Source organism: Achromobacter sp. 77 (genome assembly GCF_020541125.1).
GTDB lineage: Bacteria > Pseudomonadota > Gammaproteobacteria > Burkholderiales > Burkholderiaceae_B > Achromobacter > Achromobacter mucicolens.
Window position 1 is genome coordinate 456,863 of the sequence record NZ_CP059848.1, and the last position, 20,389, is coordinate 477,251.

At 67.2% G+C, this 20,389-nt stretch carries 23 protein-coding genes and 1 riboswitch; of the genes, 9 read left to right on the forward strand and 14 right to left on the reverse strand.

Translation table 11 applies throughout. From position 1 onward, the window contains the following. Positions 1–33 precede the first annotated feature (33 nt). Positions 34–573 (forward strand): hypothetical protein, encoded by a 540-nt coding sequence (locus tag H4P35_RS02080; protein ID WP_062840258.1) that lies wholly within the window; start codon positions 34–36, stop codon positions 571–573. Here the strand turns inward: H4P35_RS02080 and H4P35_RS02085 are convergent. After that, the gene (locus H4P35_RS02085; RefSeq protein WP_056327570.1) at positions 563–766 is read right to left on the reverse strand and encodes a helix-turn-helix domain-containing protein; all 204 of its coding nucleotides are present in this window, start codon (positions 764–766) and stop codon (positions 563–565) included. The genes H4P35_RS02080 and H4P35_RS02085 overlap by 11 nt on opposite strands. Positions 767–973: 207 nt before the next feature. Between H4P35_RS02085 and H4P35_RS02090 the strand changes: the two genes are divergently transcribed. Next, complete coding sequence (locus H4P35_RS02090) at positions 974–1,870, forward strand: AEC family transporter (RefSeq protein WP_056327569.1); 897 nt, start codon at positions 974–976, stop codon at positions 1,868–1,870. A 30-nt stretch (positions 1,871–1,900) separates the two neighbouring features. Here H4P35_RS02090 and H4P35_RS02095 read toward each other — a convergent pair whose 3' ends face one another. From H4P35_RS02095 to H4P35_RS02115, 5 genes are all read right to left on the reverse strand, one after another. Beyond that, the gene (locus H4P35_RS02095) at positions 1,901–2,908 is read right to left on the reverse strand and encodes an Ldh family oxidoreductase (RefSeq protein ID WP_226847864.1); all 1,008 of its coding nucleotides are present in this window, start codon (positions 2,906–2,908) and stop codon (positions 1,901–1,903) included. A 34-nt stretch (positions 2,909–2,942) separates the two neighbouring features. After that, positions 2,943–3,878 (reverse strand): hydroxyacid dehydrogenase, encoded by a 936-nt coding sequence (locus H4P35_RS02100; RefSeq protein WP_226847867.1) that lies wholly within the window; start codon positions 3,876–3,878, stop codon positions 2,943–2,945. A 38-nt stretch (positions 3,879–3,916) separates the two neighbouring features. Continuing rightward, complete coding sequence (locus H4P35_RS02105; RefSeq protein ID WP_226847870.1) at positions 3,917–4,930, reverse strand: tripartite tricarboxylate transporter substrate binding protein; 1,014 nt, start codon at positions 4,928–4,930, stop codon at positions 3,917–3,919. Between the two features lie 160 nt (positions 4,931–5,090). Then, the gene (locus H4P35_RS02110; RefSeq protein ID WP_056327565.1) at positions 5,091–6,266 is read right to left on the reverse strand and encodes a UxaA family hydrolase; all 1,176 of its coding nucleotides are present in this window, start codon (positions 6,264–6,266) and stop codon (positions 5,091–5,093) included. Between the two features lie 28 nt (positions 6,267–6,294). After that, positions 6,295–6,576, reverse strand: coding sequence for a UxaA family hydrolase (locus H4P35_RS02115; RefSeq protein WP_056327564.1), 282 nt, complete (start codon positions 6,574–6,576; stop codon positions 6,295–6,297). A gap of 182 nt (positions 6,577–6,758) precedes the next feature. Between H4P35_RS02115 and H4P35_RS02120 the strand changes: the two genes are divergently transcribed. The 4 genes from H4P35_RS02120 (at position 6,759) to H4P35_RS02135 (ending at position 10,920) form a co-directional block, all read left to right on the forward strand. Beyond that, the gene (locus H4P35_RS02120; RefSeq protein WP_056327563.1) at positions 6,759–7,514 is read left to right on the forward strand and encodes a GntR family transcriptional regulator; all 756 of its coding nucleotides are present in this window, start codon (positions 6,759–6,761) and stop codon (positions 7,512–7,514) included. Positions 7,515–7,626: 112 nt separating this feature from the next. Beyond that, a riboswitch (SAM riboswitch) is annotated at positions 7,627–7,708 on the forward strand. Then, positions 7,698–8,954 carry a homoserine O-acetyltransferase gene (locus tag H4P35_RS02125; RefSeq protein WP_175157386.1) on the forward strand — a complete coding sequence of 419 codons (1,257 nt, stop codon included), beginning with the start codon at positions 7,698–7,700 and terminating at the stop codon, positions 8,952–8,954. It overlaps the preceding riboswitch by 11 nt. Next, positions 8,951–9,565 (forward strand): methionine biosynthesis protein MetW, encoded by a 615-nt coding sequence (metW, locus tag H4P35_RS02130; protein WP_056327562.1) that lies wholly within the window; start codon positions 8,951–8,953, stop codon positions 9,563–9,565. The genes H4P35_RS02125 and metW overlap by 4 nt, the downstream gene beginning before the upstream one ends. A 47-nt stretch (positions 9,566–9,612) precedes the next feature. Continuing rightward, positions 9,613–10,920: a muropeptide transporter gene (locus H4P35_RS02135; protein ID WP_226847872.1), complete on the forward strand. Its 1,308-nt coding sequence runs from the start codon at positions 9,613–9,615 to the stop codon at positions 10,918–10,920. A 64-nt stretch (positions 10,921–10,984) separates the two neighbouring features. Here the strand turns inward: H4P35_RS02135 and H4P35_RS02140 are convergent, their stop codons facing one another. Then, positions 10,985–11,848, reverse strand: a complete 864-nt coding sequence (locus H4P35_RS02140) for a universal stress protein (protein ID WP_142051509.1) — start codon at positions 11,846–11,848, stop codon at positions 10,985–10,987. Positions 11,849–12,071: 223 nt separating this feature from the next. Between H4P35_RS02140 and H4P35_RS02145 the strand changes: the two genes are divergently transcribed. Then, the gene (locus H4P35_RS02145; RefSeq protein ID WP_056327560.1) at positions 12,072–12,710 is read left to right on the forward strand and encodes a trimeric intracellular cation channel family protein; all 639 of its coding nucleotides are present in this window, start codon (positions 12,072–12,074) and stop codon (positions 12,708–12,710) included. A gap of 151 nt (positions 12,711–12,861) precedes the next feature. Further along, positions 12,862–13,533 (forward strand): GntR family transcriptional regulator, encoded by a 672-nt coding sequence (locus H4P35_RS02150; protein ID WP_226847874.1) that lies wholly within the window; start codon positions 12,862–12,864, stop codon positions 13,531–13,533. Positions 13,534–13,555: 22 nt separating this feature from the next. Here H4P35_RS02150 and H4P35_RS02155 read toward each other — a convergent pair whose 3' ends face one another. Genes H4P35_RS02155 through H4P35_RS02170 form a run of 4 tightly spaced genes read right to left on the reverse strand, consistent with a single transcriptional unit; the run spans position 13,556 to position 16,516 of the window. Further along, the gene (locus tag H4P35_RS02155) at positions 13,556–14,323 is read right to left on the reverse strand and encodes a LamB/YcsF family protein (RefSeq protein WP_226847876.1); all 768 of its coding nucleotides are present in this window, start codon (positions 14,321–14,323) and stop codon (positions 13,556–13,558) included. 13 nt (positions 14,324–14,336) lie between these two features. Next, positions 14,337–15,329: a biotin-dependent carboxyltransferase family protein gene (locus tag H4P35_RS02160; RefSeq protein WP_226847878.1), complete on the reverse strand. Its 993-nt coding sequence runs from the start codon at positions 15,327–15,329 to the stop codon at positions 14,337–14,339. Further along, positions 15,326–16,060: a 5-oxoprolinase subunit PxpB gene (gene pxpB / locus H4P35_RS02165; RefSeq protein WP_155721864.1), complete on the reverse strand. Its 735-nt coding sequence runs from the start codon at positions 16,058–16,060 to the stop codon at positions 15,326–15,328. The genes H4P35_RS02160 and pxpB overlap by 4 nt, the downstream gene beginning before the upstream one ends. A 24-nt stretch (positions 16,061–16,084) precedes the next feature. Beyond that, positions 16,085–16,516, reverse strand: coding sequence for a VOC family protein (locus tag H4P35_RS02170; protein ID WP_056327555.1), 432 nt, complete (start codon positions 16,514–16,516; stop codon positions 16,085–16,087). A 145-nt stretch (positions 16,517–16,661) separates the two neighbouring features. Between H4P35_RS02170 and H4P35_RS02175 the strand changes: the two genes are divergently transcribed. Further along, positions 16,662–17,537, forward strand: a complete 876-nt coding sequence (locus tag H4P35_RS02175; protein ID WP_226849426.1) for a LysR substrate-binding domain-containing protein — start codon at positions 16,662–16,664, stop codon at positions 17,535–17,537. Positions 17,538–17,634: 97 nt separating this feature from the next. Here H4P35_RS02175 and serA read toward each other — a convergent pair whose 3' ends face one another. From serA to H4P35_RS02190, 3 genes are all read right to left on the reverse strand, one after another. Further along, the gene (serA, locus tag H4P35_RS02180; RefSeq protein WP_062840253.1) at positions 17,635–18,834 is read right to left on the reverse strand and encodes a phosphoglycerate dehydrogenase; all 1,200 of its coding nucleotides are present in this window, start codon (positions 18,832–18,834) and stop codon (positions 17,635–17,637) included. A 108-nt stretch (positions 18,835–18,942) separates the two neighbouring features. Continuing rightward, a complete protein-coding gene (locus H4P35_RS02185) occupies positions 18,943–19,401 on the reverse strand; it encodes a DUF411 domain-containing protein (RefSeq protein ID WP_226847881.1) in 459 nt (152 codons plus the stop codon). A 40-nt stretch (positions 19,402–19,441) separates the two neighbouring features. Next, positions 19,442–20,386: a copper resistance protein B gene (locus tag H4P35_RS02190; protein ID WP_226847882.1), complete on the reverse strand. Its 945-nt coding sequence runs from the start codon at positions 20,384–20,386 to the stop codon at positions 19,442–19,444. Positions 20,387–20,389 lie beyond the last annotated feature (3 nt).

A 20,389-nucleotide genomic window follows, 5' to 3' on the forward strand; every position in this document is an offset into this window, starting at 1 on the left:
TCGAAATGACTGGACCCTGTGGGTTCTCGGGTAATGACGATTTCATCGCTGTTTCGTTTCATGTTCAAGAAAGCGGGCGTTTTTTTGGCGCTGGCGCTGGCGTTGACGGCTTGCTCGCCCAGTTACAACTGGCGCGAGATGGATGTGGCCGACGGCCACGTCCGCGCGGCGTTTCCTGCCCGGGTCTCGACCGAAACGCGCGATCTGAAGCTGGATACGCACGCCTTGCAGTTCACGCTGGCCAGCGCCACCGTTGGCGAAGCCGTGTTCGCCGTGGGATCGTCGCCCCTGCCGCCGGAGATAGCGGCCAGCCCCGCGGCCCGGCAGGCGCTGGGCATGGCCCTGATGCGATCGCTGTACACCAACATGCAGGCCCCGCCGCCCTCGGAATGGCCGCCGTACGGCGAGACGATCGAGGTGCGCGGCAAGGCGGTGGGCAAGCCCGGATGGCTGCAGGCCAGGGTGTGGGTGACCGACACCATGCTGATCGAGGCCGTGGCCGCCGGCACCGAGGAAAGCCTGCCCGCCGAGCGTGCGCGCGAATTCCTGCGGTCCGTCGTCATCAAGCCTTGAACTCGAGCAGCCCCAGCCGCAGCGCCGCCACCACGGCAGCGCGCCGGCCCCGCACGCCAAGCCGGTTGCACGCGTTGCGCAGGTGGAAATTCACCGTGCTTTCGCTGACGCCCAATATGCGGGAGGTTTCCCAGCTGGTCTTGCCCGCGGCCGACCATTTCAGGCAGGCGGCCTGCCTGTCGGACAGATGCAAGGCGGCGCTTCGGACCGGACTGCCGTCGGCGCTGCGATCGGCGCAACGCGATGAGTGGGCAAGACTGCGCATCGGTGTGGCGGACATGGCGGCGAGGACGGGATGGCCCTTTTGTGAACAATGCGCCCATGCTGCTGCGACCGCCCCAGCGGGGGCAAGCAATGATGCCGTGACGCATCAATCTTTTTATCTCTGACGGAATAGTCCATGTTGGCCATCGCGCAGTTCTACCTGTCAGCCATTGTGCTGATGCTGCCCCTGCTTTCCTGCGTGGGAATCGGGCTTTTCTGGGGCAAGCGCGATCTCCCCTTCGGCGGCAACTTCATCACCACGCTGGTGACGTCCGTCACCACGCCCGCGCTGGTGTTTCATACCTTCGTCACCACCCATCTGGACGACCGGGCGCTGGCCGACGTGGCCGCCGCAACGCTTATCGCCCTGCTGCTGTGCGCGCTGATCAGCGCGGCGCTGCTCAAGGCCTGGAAGCTGCCCGTGCTGAGCCTGCTGCCCACGGCGTTCCTGCCCAATGCCGGCAACCTGGGGCTGCCCATTTCGCAACTGGCCTTCGGCGATGCAGGGCTGTCGGTGGCGGTGGCGTTCTTTGCCGTGAATTCCTTTGTGATGCACACGATCGCGGTGCGCATGCTGCCCGGCGTGAACACCAAGGGAAGCTGGAAGAGTCCGATCCTGCTGGCTTCTGTGGTGGCGGTGGCGCTGCGCCTGCTGAACATTCCGGTGCCCGCGTGGATCATCGAGACGGCGCGCATGCTGGGCGCGGTGACCGTGCCGCTGATGCTGTTGAGCCTGGGCCATGCGCTGGCGCTCATTCCGTCGAACGGCGTGCGCGACGGCGCCAAGGTTGCCGCGATCCGGCTGGTGGTGGGGCTGGCGACGGGGGGGGCGGTGGTGTGGGCGCTGAACCTGGAGCCGGTGCTGGCCGGCGCGCTGACGCTGCAGATGGCCATGCCGTGCGCCGTGGTCAGCTACATGTACGCGCGGCGCTACACGCCGCTGGGCGACACCGCGGCGGGCGCCGTGCTGGTGTCCACCGTGGTGTTTCTGCTGCTGGCGCCGCTGATGCTGTGGTTTACCCACGGGCATTAAGCACGGGCAACAGGGCGCCCCGGCGACGGGTCAGGCCGCGCCGGCCAGCGTGCGCAATTGCGTCATCAGCGCGTCGGGCAAATCCAGTCCGTGCTTGACGGCCTCGTCGCGCAGCTTGCGGCGGCGCTCGCCCGGCAGGCGCACGTCCTCGTCTTCAAGCATCGCATCGACCAGCGTTTCCACGCGTTCCAGGTATACGTCGTTGCCCGCCAACGCATTGGGGTCGATCGCCATGAACGCCTGTCCCAGCCGCGCCGGGCCGCCTTCGTCCACGAAGAACGACTCGTTCTCGTAGCCGAAGCGCGCGCCGGTCAACGCGCAGGCCATGAGTTCCACGATGAGGGCCAGCATCGCGCCCTTGACGCCGCCCGCGGGCAGCATGCTGCCAGCCAGGCCCGCCTTCGGATCGGTGGTTGGCTGGCCGTCCGCGTCCAGCGCCCAGCCCAGCGGGATCGGCTGGTTGTCGCGCGCCGCGATCATGAGCTTGCCGCGCGCCACCTGCGACAGCGACAGGTCGATGACCAGCCGCGCGCCGCCACGGCGCGGGAAGATCGCCGCGATGGGATTGGTGCCGAACAGTGGGCGCTTGCCGCCCCATGCGGGCATGGCGGCGGGTGAATTGCTGAGCGCCAGCCCCACCAGGCCGGCGTCGGCCAGGGCTTCCAGGTGGTAGGCGGCCTCGCCGAAATGATGGCTGTTGGCCACGCCCACGAACGCCACGCCATGTTCGCGGGCGCGCACGGTGGCCTGTTCGACCGCCATGCCGCAGGCGGGGAAGGCCAGGCCGGAGCCGGCATCGATCAGCGCCGCCCCGCCGCGTTCGTTCAGGATGCGCGGCACGGCCGAACCGATGGCGCGGCCGGTGCGCAGGTGGCCGGCGTAGAACGGCACGCGCGACAGGCCGTGGGAACTGAGCCCCTGGCTTTCCGCGAAGACCAACGCGCGGGCGGTGCTGTCCGCCATGACCGGGTTGGCGCCGGCGGCGGCAAGACCCGCCGCGGCCAGGTGTTGAAGTTCGTCCAGATAGATGTGAGCCATATCCTTCCTGTCGTGTGAGGCGCGCCGCGCCTCGTCAGCGTGCGCGGGCGTCAAGCGCCATTGTCACACCGGCGGCCACCATGTCGGAAACGCGCGTGTTGGCCTCTTGCGTGAGGCCGGCGATGTGCGGCGTGAGGATCAGGTTCGGCGCGTCGGCCAGCGGGCCGCCCGCGGGCAGGGGTTCCTGCTCGAAGACGTCCAGCGCGGCGCCGCGCAGCCGGCCGGCGCGCAGCGCGGCCGCCAGCGCGGCCTCGTCCACGATGCCGCCGCGCGACGTGTTGATGAGGATGGCGCCGGGGCGCATGCGCGCGATGCGCGCCGCGTCCAGCAGGTGACGGGTCTCGGGCGTGAGCGGCACATGCAGCGTCACGACGTCCGCCTGGCTCAGCAGCTCGTCCAGGGCCAGCGGCTCGGCGCCGGCTTCCTGCCACGCGGGATGCGCCGGCGGCAGGGCCGCATCGCTGCCCACGATGCGCATGCCCAGCCCGCGCGCAAGCTGGGCGGCCAGCCGGCCGATGCCCCCGAATCCCACCACGCCCAGCGTGCGGCCGTGCGCCTCCAGCCCCTGCGACAGCGCGGTGCGCGGCCAGGTGCCGGCCGCGACATCCGCCGTGGACGCATAGGCGCCGCGCAACAGCGACAGCATCGTGCCGATGACGTACTCGGCCACGGCGCGGGCGTTGGCGCCGGTGGCCGGGATGACCTTGATGCCGCGCGCCTCGCAGCCCGCCAGATCGATGTTGTCCAGCCCCACGCCCAGCCTGCCGACCGCAACCAGGCGCGGCGCCGCCGCCAGCAGTTCGGCGTTCACCTGGCTGCGGTTGCGCACGATGAGGGCGTCGGCATCCGCGGCGGCTTCAAGCAGCGCGGTGCGCTGCTCCACCAGTTCGGGGGCGTAGCGCACGTCGAACCGCTGCCGCAAGGCATCGACGGCGGGCGCGTCCATGAACTCCGAAATCAATACTCGCATCTGCCGGACTCCTCTTTGTGGTGGGCAGGGCGGCCGCCTCAGGCGACCTGGATGTTGGCGTCGCGGATGATCTTGGCCCAGCGGTCGACCTCGGACTTCAGGTACGCGCCGAACTCCTTGGGGCCGCGCGGCTGCGGCACGAAACCCAATTGCAGCAGGGCCTGCTGCATGGCGGGCTGCGAGACCTGCTTGACGATGGCGTCGCCGATTCGCTGGACCAGTTCGGGCGGGGTGCCGGCGGGCGCGAGCACGCCGGTGAAGTTCTCGACGATCAGGTCCGGCAGGCCGGCTTCGGCCGTGGTGGGCAGATCGGGCAGGTCCTTGCTGCGTTCGCGCGTGGTGATCGCCAGGGCGCGCAGCGACCCGTTCTTCACATGCGCCAGCGACTCCGGATAGTTCGAGAACACCACGTCCAGGTGACCGCCGATCAGGTCCGTGAGCGATGGCGCGCCGCCCTTGTAGGGCACGTGCATCAGGGGCACGCCCGTGAGCTTCTGATACAGCGCCAGCGTCAGGTGCGGCGGCGTGCCGTTGCCGCTGGAACCGGCCGAGAGCGACTTCGCCTTGGCCGCGCGCGCCAGGTCGTCCATGGTCTTGATGTTGCTCTTGGCGTTGACGACCACCATGATGGGCGAGGACGCCAGCCCGGCGAGCGGCGTCAGGTCGCGGGTCAGGTCGTAGCCGGCCTTGCCCGCGAACAGCGTGGCGTTGGCCGCGTGCGACAGGGTGATGGCCAGCCACGTGTAGCCATCGGGCGCGGCGTGCGACACATGCGCCGCGCCGATGTTGGCGCTGCCGCCCGGCTTGTTCTCGATCACCACGTTCCAGCGTTCGGCATCCGCCAGGGCCTTGCCCACCTGGCGTGCGGCCACGTCGGTCAGGCCGCCCGGCGGAAAAGGCACCACGTAGTTGATGGGACGCTCGGGCCATGCGCCTTTCTGCGCCAGCGCCCGTTCCCACGGGGCCAGCGCACAGAGGCCGGCGGCGCCCAGGGCGCCCAGCAGGCGACGGCGCTGCGCATCTTGCAGGGGGTAATGCGGTTCGCTACTCATCTGTCTTCCTCCTTGGGGATAACGCCCGGGTAGGAATGCGTACGCCTTTGCTGCCGCGGACTGCGCCCGGGTCTGCAGGTTCTTGTCGTTGATGTTGCGATGATGCCGCGAGGGACGGCCGGCGCGTTCTCCTGGTCGCGCCGGCGCCCGGAAGGCCTTGTCAGGCGCTTTCGAAGATCCGCGTGAGGACGAATTCGCGGTGGCCCAGGGCCTCGGCCGCGGTCCACCGGCCATTGGCGGTGGCCAGCATGCATTCCAGCAGCTTGTCGCCGGCCTGGTTCAGGTCGATCTCGCGCTGCAAGAGGCCGCTGGTGTCCACGTCGATGTGTTCGGACATCGTGCGCACCGTGCGCGGATTGGCGCAGATCTTGATGACCGGCAGGATCGGGTTGCCGATGACGTTGCCCTGGCCGGTGGGGAAGAAATGCACGGCGTAGCCGGAGGCGGCGCACAGCGTGACCATTTCCGCCGCGGCCGACGACGAGTCCATGAACCACAAGCCGGGGCCGTCGGGGATCTCGGCCTTGTCGATCACGCCGTCAACGCGGCATTTCTTGCCGATCTTCTGGATGTTGCCCAGCGCCTTTTCCTCGATGGTGGTCAGGCCCCCGGCGATGTTGCCCTTGGTGGGCTGGGATTCGGACAGGTCGCTGGTCTTCCAGCGGTCGATCATGGCCTGGTAGCGGTCGAACATGAACATGAAGCGCTCGCGCACGGCGTCGTTCGCGCAGCGCTCGGCGACGATGTGCTCGCCGCCGGTCAGTTCCGAGGTTTCGCCAAAGACCAGCGTGGAGCCCAGTTCATAGAGCTTGTCGAACGCATTGCCCACCGTGGGATTGGCGCCGCAGCCGGACGTGGTGTCGGATTCGCCGCACTTGGTGGAGACCCACAGATCGGAGATGGGGCATTCGCTGCGCGTGAGCGCGGTGGCGTAATGCACGTATTCCTTGGCGCAGCGGGAGGCGCGCATGATGGTGTCGTGGTCGCCGTGCAGTTCGATGGAAAAGCCCATGACTGGCTTGCCGGTGGCGGCAATGCCGTCGACGACGCGTTTGGTCCAGCCTTCCTCGATGCCGATCACGACCACGGCGGCCACGTTGGGGTTACAGCCGGTGCCGATCAGCGTGCGAAAGTGCAGTTCAAGATCTTCGCCGAATTGCAGCCGGCCGTAAGGATGAGGCAGGGCAAGGGTGCCCTTGATATTGTTGGCAACGGCCTCGGCCGCGGCGTTGGAGATGTCGTCCACGGGCAGGACGATGACGTGGTTGCGCACGCCGACGCGGCCATTGTCGCGGCGATAGCCTTGGAAGGTGGTCTGGGCAGTGATGATGGACATGGTGGGTTCCTGTGCGATGGACGGGCGCTTACCAGCGCTTGGTCTTGATGTTGTGCACGTGGGCGTGCTGGCCGGCCTTGATGGGCGCCACCACGCGGCCGATGTCGACGCCGTACTTGAAGACGGTGTCGCCCACGGCCATGTCCTTCATCGCGACCTTGTGGCCGATGGGAATGTCCTGCGACGCGCGCACATGGATGATCTTGTCCTCATCCATGATCCAGGCGTTCAGCTCTGTTCCGGCGGTCAGGCCCTCCACCACGGCGACCGCCACCGTGTCCTTCGCATCGTGCAATACGGCGTGAATCATTGTCTTCCTCTCTGGGGTCAGGGCGCCGCCCGGGTGCTGCTTGCGGCGCGGATCACAACGGCCAGGAAATCTTAGGCCCGGCTTTTTTCAAAGTCAACTAAATCATATATATGAATTAGATGACTTGAGCGGGCGGCCGTTGCGCCGCTACACTGGAGGTCCTTGATTTTTGCGATGCACCCATGAACACCAGCCTGTCACCGACTGTGCCTTTGGGCAGTCCCTTGTACGAACAGGTCAAGCAGGCCGTGCTTGCCGCGCTGGCGCAAGGCGAGTGGAAGCAGGGCGAGGCGATTCCTCCGGAAAAGCATCTGGCCGAGCGCTTCGGCGTGTCGATCGGCACGCTGCGCAAGGCCATCGACGAGCTGGCCGCCGAGAACATCCTGGTGCGGCATCAGGGGCGCGGCACCTACGTTGCGGTGCATACACGCAACCATCACTTCTTCAAGTTTTTCCGCATCGTCGGGCAGGACGGCAGCAAGTCCTATCCCACCACGGAACTGCTGCGCTTTCGCCGCGTGAAGGCTTCTGCCGTGGCGCGCGAAAAGCTGGCGCTGCCCGCCGGCGCGTACGTTTTCGAGTTCCTGAATGTGCTGTCGCTCAATGGCGACGTGGTGATGGCCGACGACGTGTGCCTGCCCGAATCGCGCTTTCCGGGGCTGCTGGAAGCGCACCTGCGCGAGCGCACCAGCACGCTTTACGCGCTGTACCAGGACCTGTTCGGCGTCAACGTCATCGCCACCGACGAGCGGCTGCGGACCTGCCTGGCCGAGCGCACGCACGCGCGCTGCCTGGGCGTGGCCGAAGGCAGCGCGCTATTGGAAATCCGCCGCATCGCGTTTTCCTATAACCGCCAGCCCGTGGAATGGCGCGTGTCGCGCGTGAACACCGAACGCTACGAGTACCTGGGACAGGAACCCTGGGAGGCCGGCGCCTGAGCCAGCCGCGAGGGGGATTGCCGTCTTGCACGCCGGGGCAATGCGCAGTTGTCGCGGCCCGTGGGGCTTGCTGCCCGGGCGCCAAGCAGTGCTAGAATTCCTGCCGCACTATCCAATTTTCGGCGCCGATTTGCCTGATCCGCTTGCGGGCGCCTTCCAATAAATCCAGCTAAAGAGGTCCGTATGACCACTCCTGCCCAGAATTTGGCCGGTGATTCGGCCAGCGGGTTCGTTCCCGCAACCGTCACGACGTCCGATACCGTTGATCCCGGTTCGGTCGGCCTCGTCTCCCCCACCTTCATCCGTTTCGATGAGCCGCTGCCCTTGCTGAGCGGCCAGTCGCTTGCGTCGTACGAGCTGGCGGTCGAAACCTACGGCACGCTCAATGCGCAGCGCACCAATGCCGTGCTCATCTGCCACGCGCTCAATGCCTCGCACCACGTGGCGGGGCAGGCCGCCGACAATCCCAGCGACCTGGGCTGGTGGGACAACATGGTGGGACCCGGCAAGCCGGTGGACACCAATATCTTCTTCGTGATCGGGGTCAACAACCTGGGCTCGTGCTTCGGCTCGACCGGGCCGGCCAGCATCAATCCCGAGACCGGCAAGCCGTGGGGCGCCGCTTTCCCGGTGCTGACGGTCGAAGACTGGGTGCGGGCGCAGGCGCGGGTGGCGGACCACTTCGGCATCGAGCGCTTCGCGGCCGTGATGGGCGGATCGCTGGGCGGCATGCAGGCCCTGAGCTGGTCGATCACCTTGCCCGAGCGCGTGGCCAACTGCATCGTCATCGCCAGCACGCCGCGCCTGTCGGCGCAGAACATCGGCTTTAACGAAGTGGCCCGGCGCGCCATCATCACCGATCCGGATTTCCACGGCGGCGACTACTACGCGCAGGACACCGTGCCGCGTCGCGGTCTGTCGGTCGCGCGCATGATCGGCCACATCACGTACCTGTCCGACGACGACATGGCCGAGAAATTCGGCCGCGCCCAGCGCGCGCCCGCCGAAAACGGCGCCTACCGCTACGGCTACGACGTCGAATTCGAGGTGGAGTCGTACCTGCGCTACCAGGGCGAAAAGTTCACGCGCTATTTCGACGCCAACACCTACCTGCTCATCACGCGCGCGCTGGACTACTTCGATCCGGCGCGCACCACGGGCGGTGACCTGGCCCGCGCGCTGGCGCCCGCCAAGTCCAACTTCCTGCTCGTGTCGTTCTCGACCGATTGGCGCTTTCCGCCGGAACGGTCGCGCGAGATCGTGCGCGCGCTGCTCAAGAACGCCAGCCCCGTCACGTACGCCGAAATCGACGCGCCGCACGGCCACGACGCCTTCCTGCTCGAAGACGCCCGCTACCACGCGGTCGTGCGCGGCTACTACGAACGCATCGCACGCGAGCTGGGCCTGGAGGCTCAGTTGACCGAAGGATCTGCCCAATGACTCCCGTGACCCCTCGCTATGCCCACGGCGCGCTGCGGCCCGACCTGGCGCGTATCGCCAGCTGGATCGAACCGGGCAGCCGCGTCCTGGACCTGGGCTGTGGCGACGGCGCCCTCTTGGCGCATCTGCGCGATCATCGCCAGGTCAAGGGCGCCGGCGTCGAGCTCGACGACACCTGCGTGATCGCCTGCGTGCGCCGCGGCGTCGAGGTCATCCAGCAGAACCTGGAAGACGGCCTGGCGCTCTTTGACGACAAGCAGTTCGACACCGTCGTGCTGTCGCAGACGTTGCAGTCCATGCACCGCACCGAACACATCCTGCGCGAAATGGCGCGGGTGGCGCGTTACGGCGTGGTGTCGTTTCCCAACTTCGGCTACTGGCCGCACGGCTGGGCCATCCTGCGCGGCCGCATGCCCGTGACGGGGCAGATGCCCTACCAGTGGTACAACACGCCCAACATCCACCTGTGCACGCTGCGCGACTTCGAACAGCTGGCCGGCGAAGTGGGCCTGCGCATCCTGGAGCGCGCCACGTTCAACGAAGGCAAGGAAGTGAAGGCGTTCCCAAGCTGGCGCAGCACGCTTGCGGTGTACCGCTTCGCATCCCCCTGACATTCCGACACGCATCCTCCTGACGGCGCGGGGCAACAGGCCCTAAAATGCCGGCACGCCCGCGGCCAGCACCTGCGACGCCGCCGGCCAAGTCTCAGGAGACCGTCATCACCGCTGTATCCAACGTCTACACCAGCCCGCGCGTTGCCCCCTTGCTGGTCCTGGGCTTTGCCAGCGGGCTGCCGCTGGCCCTGACCAGCGGCACATTGCAGGCCTGGGCCACCGTCGAAGGCGTGCCGCTGCAGGAAATCGGTTTCCTCACCCTGGTCGGCACGGCCTACACCATCAAATTTCTCTGGGCGCCGCTGGTGGACCGTTTCGCGCCGCCGCTGCTGGGCCGGCGACGCGGGTGGATGCTGGTCACGCAGGTGCTGCTGGCGGCGGCGATCCTGGCGATGGGCGCGCTGTCGCCGTCGTCGGCGCTGATGCCGCTGGCGCTCTTGGCCGTGCTGGTCGCCTTTCTTTCCGCCACGCAGGACATCGCTTTCGATGCCTATTGCACGGACGTGCTGCGCAAGGAGGAACGCGGGGCGGGCGCGGCCATCAAGGTCATGGGCTACCGGCTGGCCATGATCGTGTCGGGCGGCCTGGCGCTCATCATGGCGGACCAATGGATCGGGTGGGGCAACACCTACATGGTGATGGGCGGGCTGATGCTGCTGTGCGCGCTTGCCACGCTGTGGGCGCCCGAACCCGAACACGTCGCGCGCCCGCCCCGCAGCCTGCGCGAGGCGGTCGCCGAACCCCTGCATGAGTTCTTCACACGCCGCGGCGCGCTGGCAGTGTTGCTGCTGATCGTGCTGTACAAGCTGGGCGACGCGTTCGCCGGCGCGTTGTCCACCACCTTCCTCATCCGCGGCGCGGGCTTCACGCCCACCGAAGTGGGTACGGTGAACAAGGTGCTGGGGCTGGCGGCGACGATCATCGGCGCGCTGGCGGGCGGATCGCTGATGGCGCGGTGGGGCCTGTACCGGTCGCTGATGGCCTTTGGCCTCTTGCAGGCGGTGTCGAACCTGGCGTACTGGCTGATCGCGGTCAGTCCGAAGAACCTGTGGCTGATGGCCACCGGCGTGGGCATTGAAAACCTGTGCGGCGGGCTGGGCACGGCGTCTTTCGTGGGCCTGTTGATGGCCCTGTGCCGCCAGCGGTTCTCGGCCACGCAATTCGCGCTGCTGTCGGCGTTGTCAGCCGTGGGGCGCACCTACCTGGCCGGGCCGCTGACGCCGCCGCTGGTCAATCACCTGGGGTGGCCGGGGTTCTTCCTGCTGACGGTGGTGATCGCCATCCCGGGGCTGGTGCTGCTGAAGATCCTGCGCGGCACGATCGACACCATGGAAAAGCAGGGCGACGCGTAGCGCGTAAGTTGAAGGCAGACCAAAATAAGGCGGCGCGTGAGCGCCGCCTTTTGCTTGGCCGGGATTACTCTTCGCCGCTCAGCCGCACGATCAGCACGTCGCTGGGCAGGGATTCCAGCAGCCGTTCGGCCACGCTGCCGATGGCGGTGCGCAGGATGCCGGTGCGGCCATGGGTGCCCGTGACGACCAGGTCGGAGCGGTGGTTGAAGGAGTAGTCGGCCAGCACGGTTTCGGGCTGGCCGGCTTCCAGCACCACCTTGGTCGGACGGCCCTTGGGCAGTTCGGGCGTTTCGGCGATGAAGCGCTCGGCGCACTGCTCGGCGGTCCGGTAGAGGTTGTCCACGACCGCGTCGTCAGGCTTGGTCACGCCCTGAAACGGCACTTCGTAGGCGTTGAACAAGGTGATGTCGGCATTGGGCACCAGTTGCAGCGCGGCGCGCAGCGCCTGGCGCGAGCCGTCCGAGAAATCGGTGGCGACCAGCACGTCGCGGTAGGGGCGGCGCGGACGGTTCTTGACGACCAGCACGGGTTGGCGCGCCTGGCGGGCCAGTTTTTCGACCGTGGTGCCCAGCAGCAGCCGGCCCAGCGTTTCCTGGCGGGCAATGCCGGCCACGATCAGCGAGCAGCCGAAGGCGTCGGCGGTTTCCATGATGCTGGCGACGGGGTCGCCCTTGGTGACGACGACTTCGGCGGGCACGTTGGCGGCGGCCACGTCTTCGGCCAGTTCACGTTCGACGAGGGCCTTGTGGTCGGGCGACAGGCGGCGCCATACCGGCGTGGTGAGCGGCGTGGCATGGGATTCCATGACATGCAGCATGATCAGCTTGGTGTTCAGTTCCTTGGTCAACTGCAAGGCGCGGTCGAGGGCTCGGTCGCCGCGCGCACTGAGGTCGGTGGCCAGAAGGATGGGGCCAACTTGCTGTGTCATACCTAATCTCCCGGTTACGGCCAGAGAGGCGGCTCCCGCGTCCGCGCTGCCTGGCCCAATAGCGCCCGGTCGGGCACGTCTCCATTGTCTCGCCGCGAAACGAGATGGGGCTTGATCGCAATCAACACAGCTCCGAGGGTACGGGATGATGCGCGCGCAGGCAATGGCGCGCGCGCCGGCAAGGCTCAATACAATGAGGCCTGCCATAGCTACCGCCCAACCCATGTTCACCGATCTTTCGCCCGCCCTGCTGCACACGCTGTACCTGGTCGCCATCGTCGCCGAAGCCATGACGGCGGCCCTTTCGGCGGGGCGGCGCGACATGGACTGGATGGGCGTCTGCATCATCGCGTGCGTGACGGCGCTGGGCGGCGGCTCGTTGCGCGACGTGCTGCTCGGGCACTATCCGCTGACGTGGGTCGTGCACCCCGAATATCTGTGGATGACGGGCGGCGCGGCGATCCTGACCGCGCTCATCGCGCCAGTCATGCGCCGGCTGCGCAGCGTGTTCCTCTTGGCCGATGCGCTGGGGCTGGTGGCTTTCACGGTGATTGGCTGCCAGGTCGCGCAGATGATGCAGCTGCCGATCACCGTGGTGCTGATCAGCGGCATGATCACCGGGTGCGCCGGCGGGGTGCTGCGCGATGTGCTCTGCAACGAGGTCCCGCTGCTGTTCCGCAAGGAGCTGTACGCCAGCGTGTCGCTGGTGACCGGCGCGCTCTATCTGGGCTCGATGGCGCTCGGGCTGTCGGCCAATGCGTCGGTGCCCATTGCGCTGGCGGCGGGTCTGACCATGCGCCTGATGGCCCTGCGCTTCAATTGGCAAATGCCCAAGTTCGTCTACCGCGACGACTGGCACTGATCCCCCGCATCCTCAGAAAACGCCGTCCCTCGCGGGCAGGCACACGGCCGTCTTTTGAGTGTGAAACATTATTTCTACTTGTGTTTCAAGAGATTTCGAGTATCTTGTCACGGTCTCATGTCATGCGTAGTCGCAGTAAAAGGGGAGCCGATTGGACGTCAAAGCGCCCGCCACGATTCCGTATTTCCTACAGGAACAGATTCGTGAGTTGATAGTGAACGGCACTATCCGGCCCGGACAGCCGTTACGGGAACAGGAACTGGAGCAGCGCTTCGGCACCAGCCGCAGCCCCATCCGGGAGGCGCTGCGCCTGCTGGAGCTGAGCGGCCTGGTCACGCACATCCAGCGCAAGGGCTTCCGGGTCACGCTCTATACCGAAACCCAGATCCGCCATCTGTACATGCTGCGTGCGGAGCTGGAGGCGTATTGCATCCGGCAGGTCGCCGAGATGCCCGATGTCGGGCCGCTGGTGGCCGAACTTGGCAGGTTGCACGAGGCCATCGTCGCCGCGATGGGCCGTCAGGACGCGCGCGGGTTCATCTCGGCCTCGCGCGACTTCTATCTGGCCGCGGCGCGCTACACCGGCAACGCGCCGTTGACCAGCATGCTCAGCAAACTGTACGAACAGATCGAACCGCTGGGCTACATGCTGGCCCGGCAATCGCTCGAAGCCAACACGATCCCGTCCTACACGGAAGGCATCATCCAGGCGCTCGGCAGCCGGGATTTCGACCGCGCGGCCGGACTGACCCGCAAGTACGTGGTGGAAGTGCTGCCGGAGATCCTGGGCGCTTACCGCGAGGCGTCGCTGGACGCCGCTTAGAAAGAGGCCTGCGCGCGCGCCTTCAGGCGCGAGGCGGCGTGCGCACCTCGATGCCGGCCTGCGTCAAGGCGCGCCGGATGCCATCGGCAAAGACCAGCGCATTGGGCTGGTCTCCGTGGATGCACAGGGTGTCGGCCTGCACCGGCACATCCTTGCCGTCAACCGACCGTACCAGGCCTTCGCGCGCCATGCGCACGACCTGTGCGACCGCGACGTCCACGTCCTCGATCATGGCGCCCGCGCGCGTGCGCGGCGTCAGCGAGCCATCGTCCTGATAGGAGCGGTCCGCGAAGACTTCGCAGGCGCACGCCAGGCCGATGGCGCGGGCCGCGTCGATCAGCTTGCTGCCGGCCAGTCCGTACAGGATCAGCGACGCATCCACATCCTTGACCGCCTGGCAGATCGCCTTTGCCAGCGGCTCATCCTTGGCCGCCATGTTGTAGAGCGCGCCGTGCGCCTTCACGTGATGCAGGCGGGCGCCTTGCGAGGCCGCGACACCCGCCAGCGCGCCGATCTGATAGACGACGATGTCGTAGGCTTCGTCGGGGCTGATCTGGATGACGCGGCGGCCGAAACCGGCCAGGTCCTGCAGGCTGGGATGGGCCCCCAGCGCAACGCCCCGGGCCAGCGCGGCGGCCACCGTCTTGCGCATGGTGGCCGGGTCGCCGCCATGGAAACCACAGGCAATGTTGGCCGAGCTGACGTACTGCAGCACGGCCGCGTCGTTGCCCATGGTCCAGGCGCCATAGCTTTCGCCCATGTCGCAGTTCAAGTCGATGCGGGTGGTCATGGCGGTTTCCTTTCTAGTTCAGCAGCGCACGCAGCGGCGCAAGCGCGTCGTGCAATTGCGCAAACGCGCGTTCGCGCTCGCCGTCCAGGCGCTGCGCCTCGTCCAGCTCGATCCGCTGGAAACGCAGCACCTGGCCGGGCGCGGACTGCGCCAGCGCGGGCAGGTCCACGGTGGCGATCTGCGCGATCTTGGGATAGCCGCCGGTGGTCTGCCGGTCGGCCATGAGAATGATGGCTTCGCCGCCCGAGGGCACCTGCACGGTGCCAAAGCAGGCGGCCTCGGACAGCATCTGCCGCGGCTGATTCATGGTCAGCGGCCGGCCAAGCAGGCGGTAGCCCATGCGGTCGGACTGCGGACTGATGCGAAACTCGGATTCCAAAAAGGCGCGGCGGCTGGATTGCGAGAATTCGGGCCAGTGCACGCCGGGCAGGAAGCGGATGAACTCGCGCTGCTTGTTGCCCAGCGCCGCGGGCAGGTACACGCGCACCTGCCACAGTGCCTTTTGCAAGGCGGCGGTATCGCAGTCCGGCGCCAGCGGACTGCGCAGCGGAACGACGTCGCCCTTTGCCAGTGCGCGCCCCTGAAAACCGCCGAAACCGCTGCGCAGATACGTGGTCTCGCTGCCCATCACGGGCGTCAGCGCAAAACCGCCATGCACGGCCAGATACGCGCGCACGCCCGTTGCGGGCCGCGCCCCGAAGGCCAGCACGTCGCCGGGCCGCGCGATCAGCGGGCGCAACAGGGGAATGTCCTGGCCGTTCAGCGTGGCGCCCAGGTCGGCGCCGGCCAGCGCAAAACAGGCCGGCGCGTCAAAGCGCAGCGTGGGGCCGGTCAGCGTGATCTCCAGCGTGGCCGGGTCGCCTTCGTTGCCCGCCAGGGCATTGGCCAGCCGATGGGCGCGTTCGTCCATGGCGCCGGCCGCCGGAATGCCCTGATGCTGGTAGCCTTCGCGCCCGCGGTCCTGGAAGCTGGACAGCATGCCGGGCTTGATCACCGTCACGCTCATGGGCGGCTCCCCCGGATGCGGTCGAATTCGTCGGGCGTAATCGGCACGAACCGCACCGTGTCGCCGGGCTGCAGGAGCGCCGCGGGTTCGCGCGCGGGGTCGAACATGACGAGCGGGGTGGCGCCGATGATGTTCCAGCCGCCCGGCAGCCGGTTCGGGTAGATCACGGTCTGCCGGTTGGCGATGGCCACCGCGCCGGCGGGCACGGCGGTGCGCGGCGACGGACGGCGGGGAATGTTCAGTTTTTCGTCGTGCACGCCGAGATAGGCGTGGCCGGGCGCAAACCCCAGCATGAACACCATGCTGCGCGGTTCGCTGTGCAACCGGATGACGTCTTCGGGTTTGATGCGGGCCGCGCGCGCGACCTCTTCCAGGTCGGGGCCGTGTTCGCCGCCATAGCAGACGGGGATGTCGACCTCGCGTCCCCCCGCGTCGGCGGTTGGGATGCCCTCGGCAAGCAGGGCCTGGATGTGCTCGGAGAGCGCCGCGTACGTGGGCCCTTCGCCATGTCCGCCCGGCCGGTAGTGCACGGCCACGGCGACGAAGGAGGGCACCACGTCGGTGACGCCCGGCAGCCGCGCGTCGCGCAGCTTGCGGGCCGCCGCCAGACAGGTCCGGCCAATGGCGGCATCGATGCGCTCGCCGAACGAGACGATCAGGCAGCGGTCACCCTGGGGCAGGATGCGCCAGCGGGTTTCGGCCGGAGAAAGCGAATTGGAATTGACGTTCAACGGCACGAAACCTGTAGTGACGGGTTACTTGGCGAACAAAGAATCCATGTTCTTGAACGCCTTGAATTCAAGCGCATTGCCCGACGGATCCAGGAAGAACATGGTGGCCTGCTCGCCGACCTCGCCCTTGAAACGGATGTAGGGCTCGATGACGAACTCGGTGCCGGCGTCGGTCAGGCGCTTGGCCATGGCTTCCCATTGTTCCATGGAAAGCACGGCGCCGAAATGGCGCACGGGCACATTGTGCGAATCGACCGCGCTGGTTGCCTTGTGGCCGCATTCGCTGGGCGCCAGGTGCGCCACGATCTGGTGGCCGTAGAAATTGAAGTCGATCCATTCGGACGAGCTGCGGCCCTCCGGACAGCCCAGCTTTTCGCCATAGAAGGCGCGGGCTTCGGCCAGGTCCCGCACGGGGAAGGCCAGGTGGAACGGCGGCAAGTTGGTTTGAGCGGACATGCAAAACTCCGGGTCAGGCAAAAGAGGGTTATTCAGTTCAGCGAACGCCGCAATGTGTCGGCGTTATCACCAGGGCATAGTTTAGGTATTGTTTTTTTTATAGCAAAACGATATTTTTCGAGTCTTAGCATCGAAAAAATTGATTGTGCTCAAGGAATTCAAGACCTTCATCGCCGTGGCGCGGGACGGAACCTTTACCGGGGCCGGGGTCCAGCTTGGCCTGACGCAATCCGCGGTCAGCGCGCAAATCCGGCGGCTGGAGGAATACCTGGGCGTCGAGCTGTTCGACCGAGGTCCGCGCGCGGCGGCGCTTAACGCCAACGGCCGGGACATGCTGCCCCAGGCCGAGGAACTGGTCGCCATGGCCGAGCGCATGGCGGCCTCGGCAGGCGCCGCGCACGTCAGCGGGCTGCTCCGCATCGGGGCCATCGCCTCCGTGCAGCAGGATCTGCTGGTCCATGCCGTGGGCGAGTTCCGCGCGGTCTATCCCGATGTGCGCGTGCGCATCGTGCCGGGCGTCTCGCTGTCGCTGCTGGGCCAGGTGGACGCCGGCGAAGTGGACCTGGCCGTGCTGATCCGCCCGCCCTTCGCCCTGCCGCCCGAACTGGGCTGGCAGCCGCTGATGACCGAGCCCGTCATGCTGGCCCTGCCCGAATCCATGCCGGTCGCCCCGTGGCGGGAGCTGCTGGCGACCCAGCCCTTCATCCGCTACGACCGCGCCTCGTTCGGCGGCCGCGTGGTCGACGTGTTCCTGAAAAAGCACCGCATCACCGTGAACGAGGCCGTGGAGCTCGACGAGATCGAGGCGATCGCGGGGATGGTGCGGCATGGCCTTGGCGTGGCGCTGCTGCCGCGTCTGCGGCGGCTGGACATGTCGGGTCTGCGGCTGCTGCCGCTGGGCGAACACGCGTTTCATCGCGAGATCGGCATCATCGGCCGGCTGCCGTTCGACGCGGGCAGCGTGCGCGAGAAGATCGCGCAGTGCCTGCACCGGGCGGCGGCTGAGCCGGATGGGGCGTGACCCAAGCGGATTGGGCCGGTGTCTGACACCGTTCCAGGCAACTGCCGGGCAATAAAAAAGCCCCCGAAGGGGCCCTTGCTGCCTGGCGCTTGCTGCTTTACAGCCGGTCGCAGCGGACCGTGATCGGGTGATCGCGCAAGGCGGTCATGACGATATCGTCGACCTGGCCTTCCACGTCGGTGATCACGTAGCCGATCTGGCCGCGTGTCTGCAAGGTCTGGCTGACGATGTTCAGGCCGTGCTGCGCCATCAGGTTGTCCAGCGTGCCCAGCGCGCCCGGCGCGTTGCGGTGCACGTGCAGGATGCGCGTGCCGCCGGCCTGCTCCAGGAAAGGCAGTTCGGGGAAGTTGACGGCGCCCTTGGTGGTGCCGGCCTGCAGGAAGCGCACGAGTTTTTCGGCCACTTCGCGGCCGATGTTCTCCTGGGACTCTTGCGTGCTGCCGCCGATGTGCGGGGTCAGGATGACGTTGGGCATGCCGATCAGCGGGCTGGCCAGCGGTTCATCGGCGCTCTTGGGCTCGGTGGGGAACACGTCCAGCGCGGCCCCGGCCAGATGACCGGATTTCAGCGCCGCGTGCAGCGCGGCGATATCCACCACGGTGCCACGCGAAGCGTTGATCAGGATCGCGCCACGGCGCATGCGGCCGATGGTCTCGGCGTTCATGATGTTTTCGGTGGACTTGCCGCCGGGCACGTGCAACGTCACGACGTCGGCCTGCTCCAGCAGTTCGTTCAGCGTGCCGGCCGGCCGGGCGTTGCCCAGCGGCAGCTTGGCTTCCACGTCGTGATAGATGACGCGCATGCCCAGGCTTTCGGCCAGCGTGCTGATCTGCGAGCCGATGTTGCCGTAGCCGACGATGCCCAGCGTCTTGCCGCGGGTCTCAAAAGCGCCCGCGGCGCTTTTATCCCAGTGGCCCAGATGGACGCGGGCATTCTTTTCGGGAATCCGGCGCAGCAGCAGGATGGCCTCGCCCAACACCAATTCGGCCACCGAGCGCGTGTTCGAGAAAGGCGCATTGAAGACCGGAATGCCGCGCTGCATGGCGGTGTCCAGGTCGACCTGGTTGGTGCCGATGCAAAAGCATCCCACCACGCGCAGGTCGGGGTTGCCGGACAGCAGGGCGGCATCCAGGTGCGTGCGAGAACGGATCCCCGCCACTTGCACGCCGCGCAGGGCGTCGTGCAATTGCGCCGGCGGCAGGGCCGCGGCATGCGTGACGATATCGGTGTAGCCGGCGGCCTCGAAGACGGCGCGGGCGCTCGGGTGGATGTTCTCGAACAGGACGATTTGTGCCATGACTGCCAAGGGGTGGGTGAGAAACGCTTTTATTTATTGTGGACCATTTTTGCTGCGGTGCAAGGAGTAGCCATTGAAGCGTTGTGGATGAATTGTTTCAGGCCAGCCTTAGCGATAGGCCTGAAAAACCTGGGCGCCGCCACGTTTGTCGACCAGCACCACGTCGTGCGGCGTCTTGCGTCCGCCGTATTCCGGCCCGTCCATGCCGGGCGATCCCAGCGGCATGCCCGGGGCGGCCAGACCCGCGGCGTCGGGCTTTTCCAGCAACAGGCGGCGCACGTCGCTGGCGGGCACGTGACCTTCGACCGCATAGCCATCGACCATCGCGGTGTGGCAGGAACCGTAGTTGGACATGCCGGCGTTGCGGCGGATGGGCCCGGTGTCCTCGACGTCATGCGTGGTCACGGCAAAGCCGTTGTCGCGCATGTGCTTGACCCAATCCTCGCAGCAGCCGCAGGTGGGCGTCTTCCAGACCGCGACTTTCACGGGCGCCTGCGCGGCGGCAATCGCGGGAATGCTGAGGGCCGCGGCAAGGACGAGGCGGCGCGTAAGACGGGAAACGTTCATGATGCTCCGGGGATAAAGGGGGTGTTCAGGCGCGGGCCGGTCAGAACCAGAACCGCACGCCCGCGATGACGGCTGCCTGCGACCGGCTCTCGCCGGCGTCCGAGGCATAGCTCGCCGTCTGGCCGAACTTCCGTTCAAAGGATACGCCAACGTAGGGGGCGAATTCGCGCGTGACCTCGTAACGCAGGCGCAGGGACAGGGATCCCTGCGACAGACCGGAACCGATGCCGCGTTGCGGGTCGTTCTTGCCGTAGACGCTGGCTTGCAGTTCGGGCGTGAATACCAGGCGCTGGGTCAGCAGCAGATCGTACTCGGCCTTCAGCGCCAGGGCGCTGCGGCCTGATGGGCCTGCATAGGCGGTGGCCGTCAGTTCGATGTTGTAGGGCAGCAAGCCCTCGACGCCGACCGCGGCCCAGTTGCGCTTGGGGCCTGCGCCGATGTCCCGGCGCGCACCCAGTTGCAGATCCCAGAAGGGCGAGATGGCGTGGCTCCAGAAGGCCTCGACCTTGCCGTCCGATCCGCCGCCGCTTTCGCGCTCGCCCTCGCTCTTGACGAGCAGGCGGTCCGTGGCGGTGCCGAACCAGAAGCGGCCATCCCATTCGAGCGCGTTCTGCCCGTCGCGATTGCGCGATGCGCCGAATTTGTCGAACAGCACCTGCCACGTGGGCGCGTTGTCCATCATGTGCGGATGGATGCCGTAGCTGTCGTAGCCGCGCGGGCCTTCGCCATCGCTTGCGGGCAGGCTGCCGACGGGCGCGGCGTCTGCGGCGGGCGCGTCATGGTTCGCCTCTGCATGGTCCATTCCCTGGTGGCTTTCCGGGCTTTCCGGTGACGGCGCCTGGCCATGGTCCATCGAGCCGTGGTCCATCCCGGTCATGCCCGCATGATCCATTTGCGCCGCTTGAGCCGCGGCCAGGGGGGGCGCCAGCGCGAGGGCGATGGCGCAAAGGACCGGCGCGTGTTTCTGGAAACTGATCGGCTTCATCGT

Coding starts and splice junctions, on each gene's coding strand:
- H4P35_RS02080 (WP_062840258.1), top strand. CDS start 34: ATGACGATTTCATCGCTGTTTCGTTTCATGTTCAAGAAAGCGGGCGTT.
- H4P35_RS02090 (WP_056327569.1), top strand. CDS start 974: ATGTTGGCCATCGCGCAGTTCTACCTGTCAGCCATTGTGCTGATGCTG.
- H4P35_RS02095 (WP_226847864.1), bottom strand. CDS start 2,908: ATGGCTCACATCTATCTGGACGAACTTCAACACCTGGCCGCGGCGGGT.
- H4P35_RS02100 (WP_226847867.1), bottom strand. CDS start 3,878: ATGCGAGTATTGATTTCGGAGTTCATGGACGCGCCCGCCGTCGATGCC.
- H4P35_RS02105 (WP_226847870.1), bottom strand. CDS start 4,930: ATGAGTAGCGAACCGCATTACCCCCTGCAAGATGCGCAGCGCCGTCGC.
- H4P35_RS02110 (WP_056327565.1), bottom strand. CDS start 6,266: ATGTCCATCATCACTGCCCAGACCACCTTCCAAGGCTATCGCCGCGAC.
- H4P35_RS02115 (WP_056327564.1), bottom strand. CDS start 6,576: ATGATTCACGCCGTATTGCACGATGCGAAGGACACGGTGGCGGTCGCC.
- H4P35_RS02120 (WP_056327563.1), top strand. CDS start 6,759: ATGAACACCAGCCTGTCACCGACTGTGCCTTTGGGCAGTCCCTTGTAC.
- H4P35_RS02125 (WP_175157386.1), top strand. CDS start 7,698: ATGACCACTCCTGCCCAGAATTTGGCCGGTGATTCGGCCAGCGGGTTC.
- metW (WP_056327562.1), top strand. CDS start 8,951: ATGACTCCCGTGACCCCTCGCTATGCCCACGGCGCGCTGCGGCCCGAC.
- H4P35_RS02135 (WP_226847872.1), top strand. CDS start 9,613: ATGCCGGCACGCCCGCGGCCAGCACCTGCGACGCCGCCGGCCAAGTCT.
- H4P35_RS02140 (WP_142051509.1), bottom strand. CDS start 11,848: ATGACACAGCAAGTTGGCCCCATCCTTCTGGCCACCGACCTCAGTGCG.
- H4P35_RS02145 (WP_056327560.1), top strand. CDS start 12,072: ATGTTCACCGATCTTTCGCCCGCCCTGCTGCACACGCTGTACCTGGTC.
- H4P35_RS02155 (WP_226847876.1), bottom strand. CDS start 14,323: ATGACCACCCGCATCGACTTGAACTGCGACATGGGCGAAAGCTATGGC.
- H4P35_RS02160 (WP_226847878.1), bottom strand. CDS start 15,329: ATGAGCGTGACGGTGATCAAGCCCGGCATGCTGTCCAGCTTCCAGGAC.
- H4P35_RS02170 (WP_056327555.1), bottom strand. CDS start 16,516: ATGTCCGCTCAAACCAACTTGCCGCCGTTCCACCTGGCCTTCCCCGTG.
- serA (WP_062840253.1), bottom strand. CDS start 18,834: ATGGCACAAATCGTCCTGTTCGAGAACATCCACCCGAGCGCCCGCGCC.
- H4P35_RS02185 (WP_226847881.1), bottom strand. CDS start 19,401: ATGAACGTTTCCCGTCTTACGCGCCGCCTCGTCCTTGCCGCGGCCCTC.
- H4P35_RS02190 (WP_226847882.1), bottom strand. CDS start 20,386: ATGAAGCCGATCAGTTTCCAGAAACACGCGCCGGTCCTTTGCGCCATC.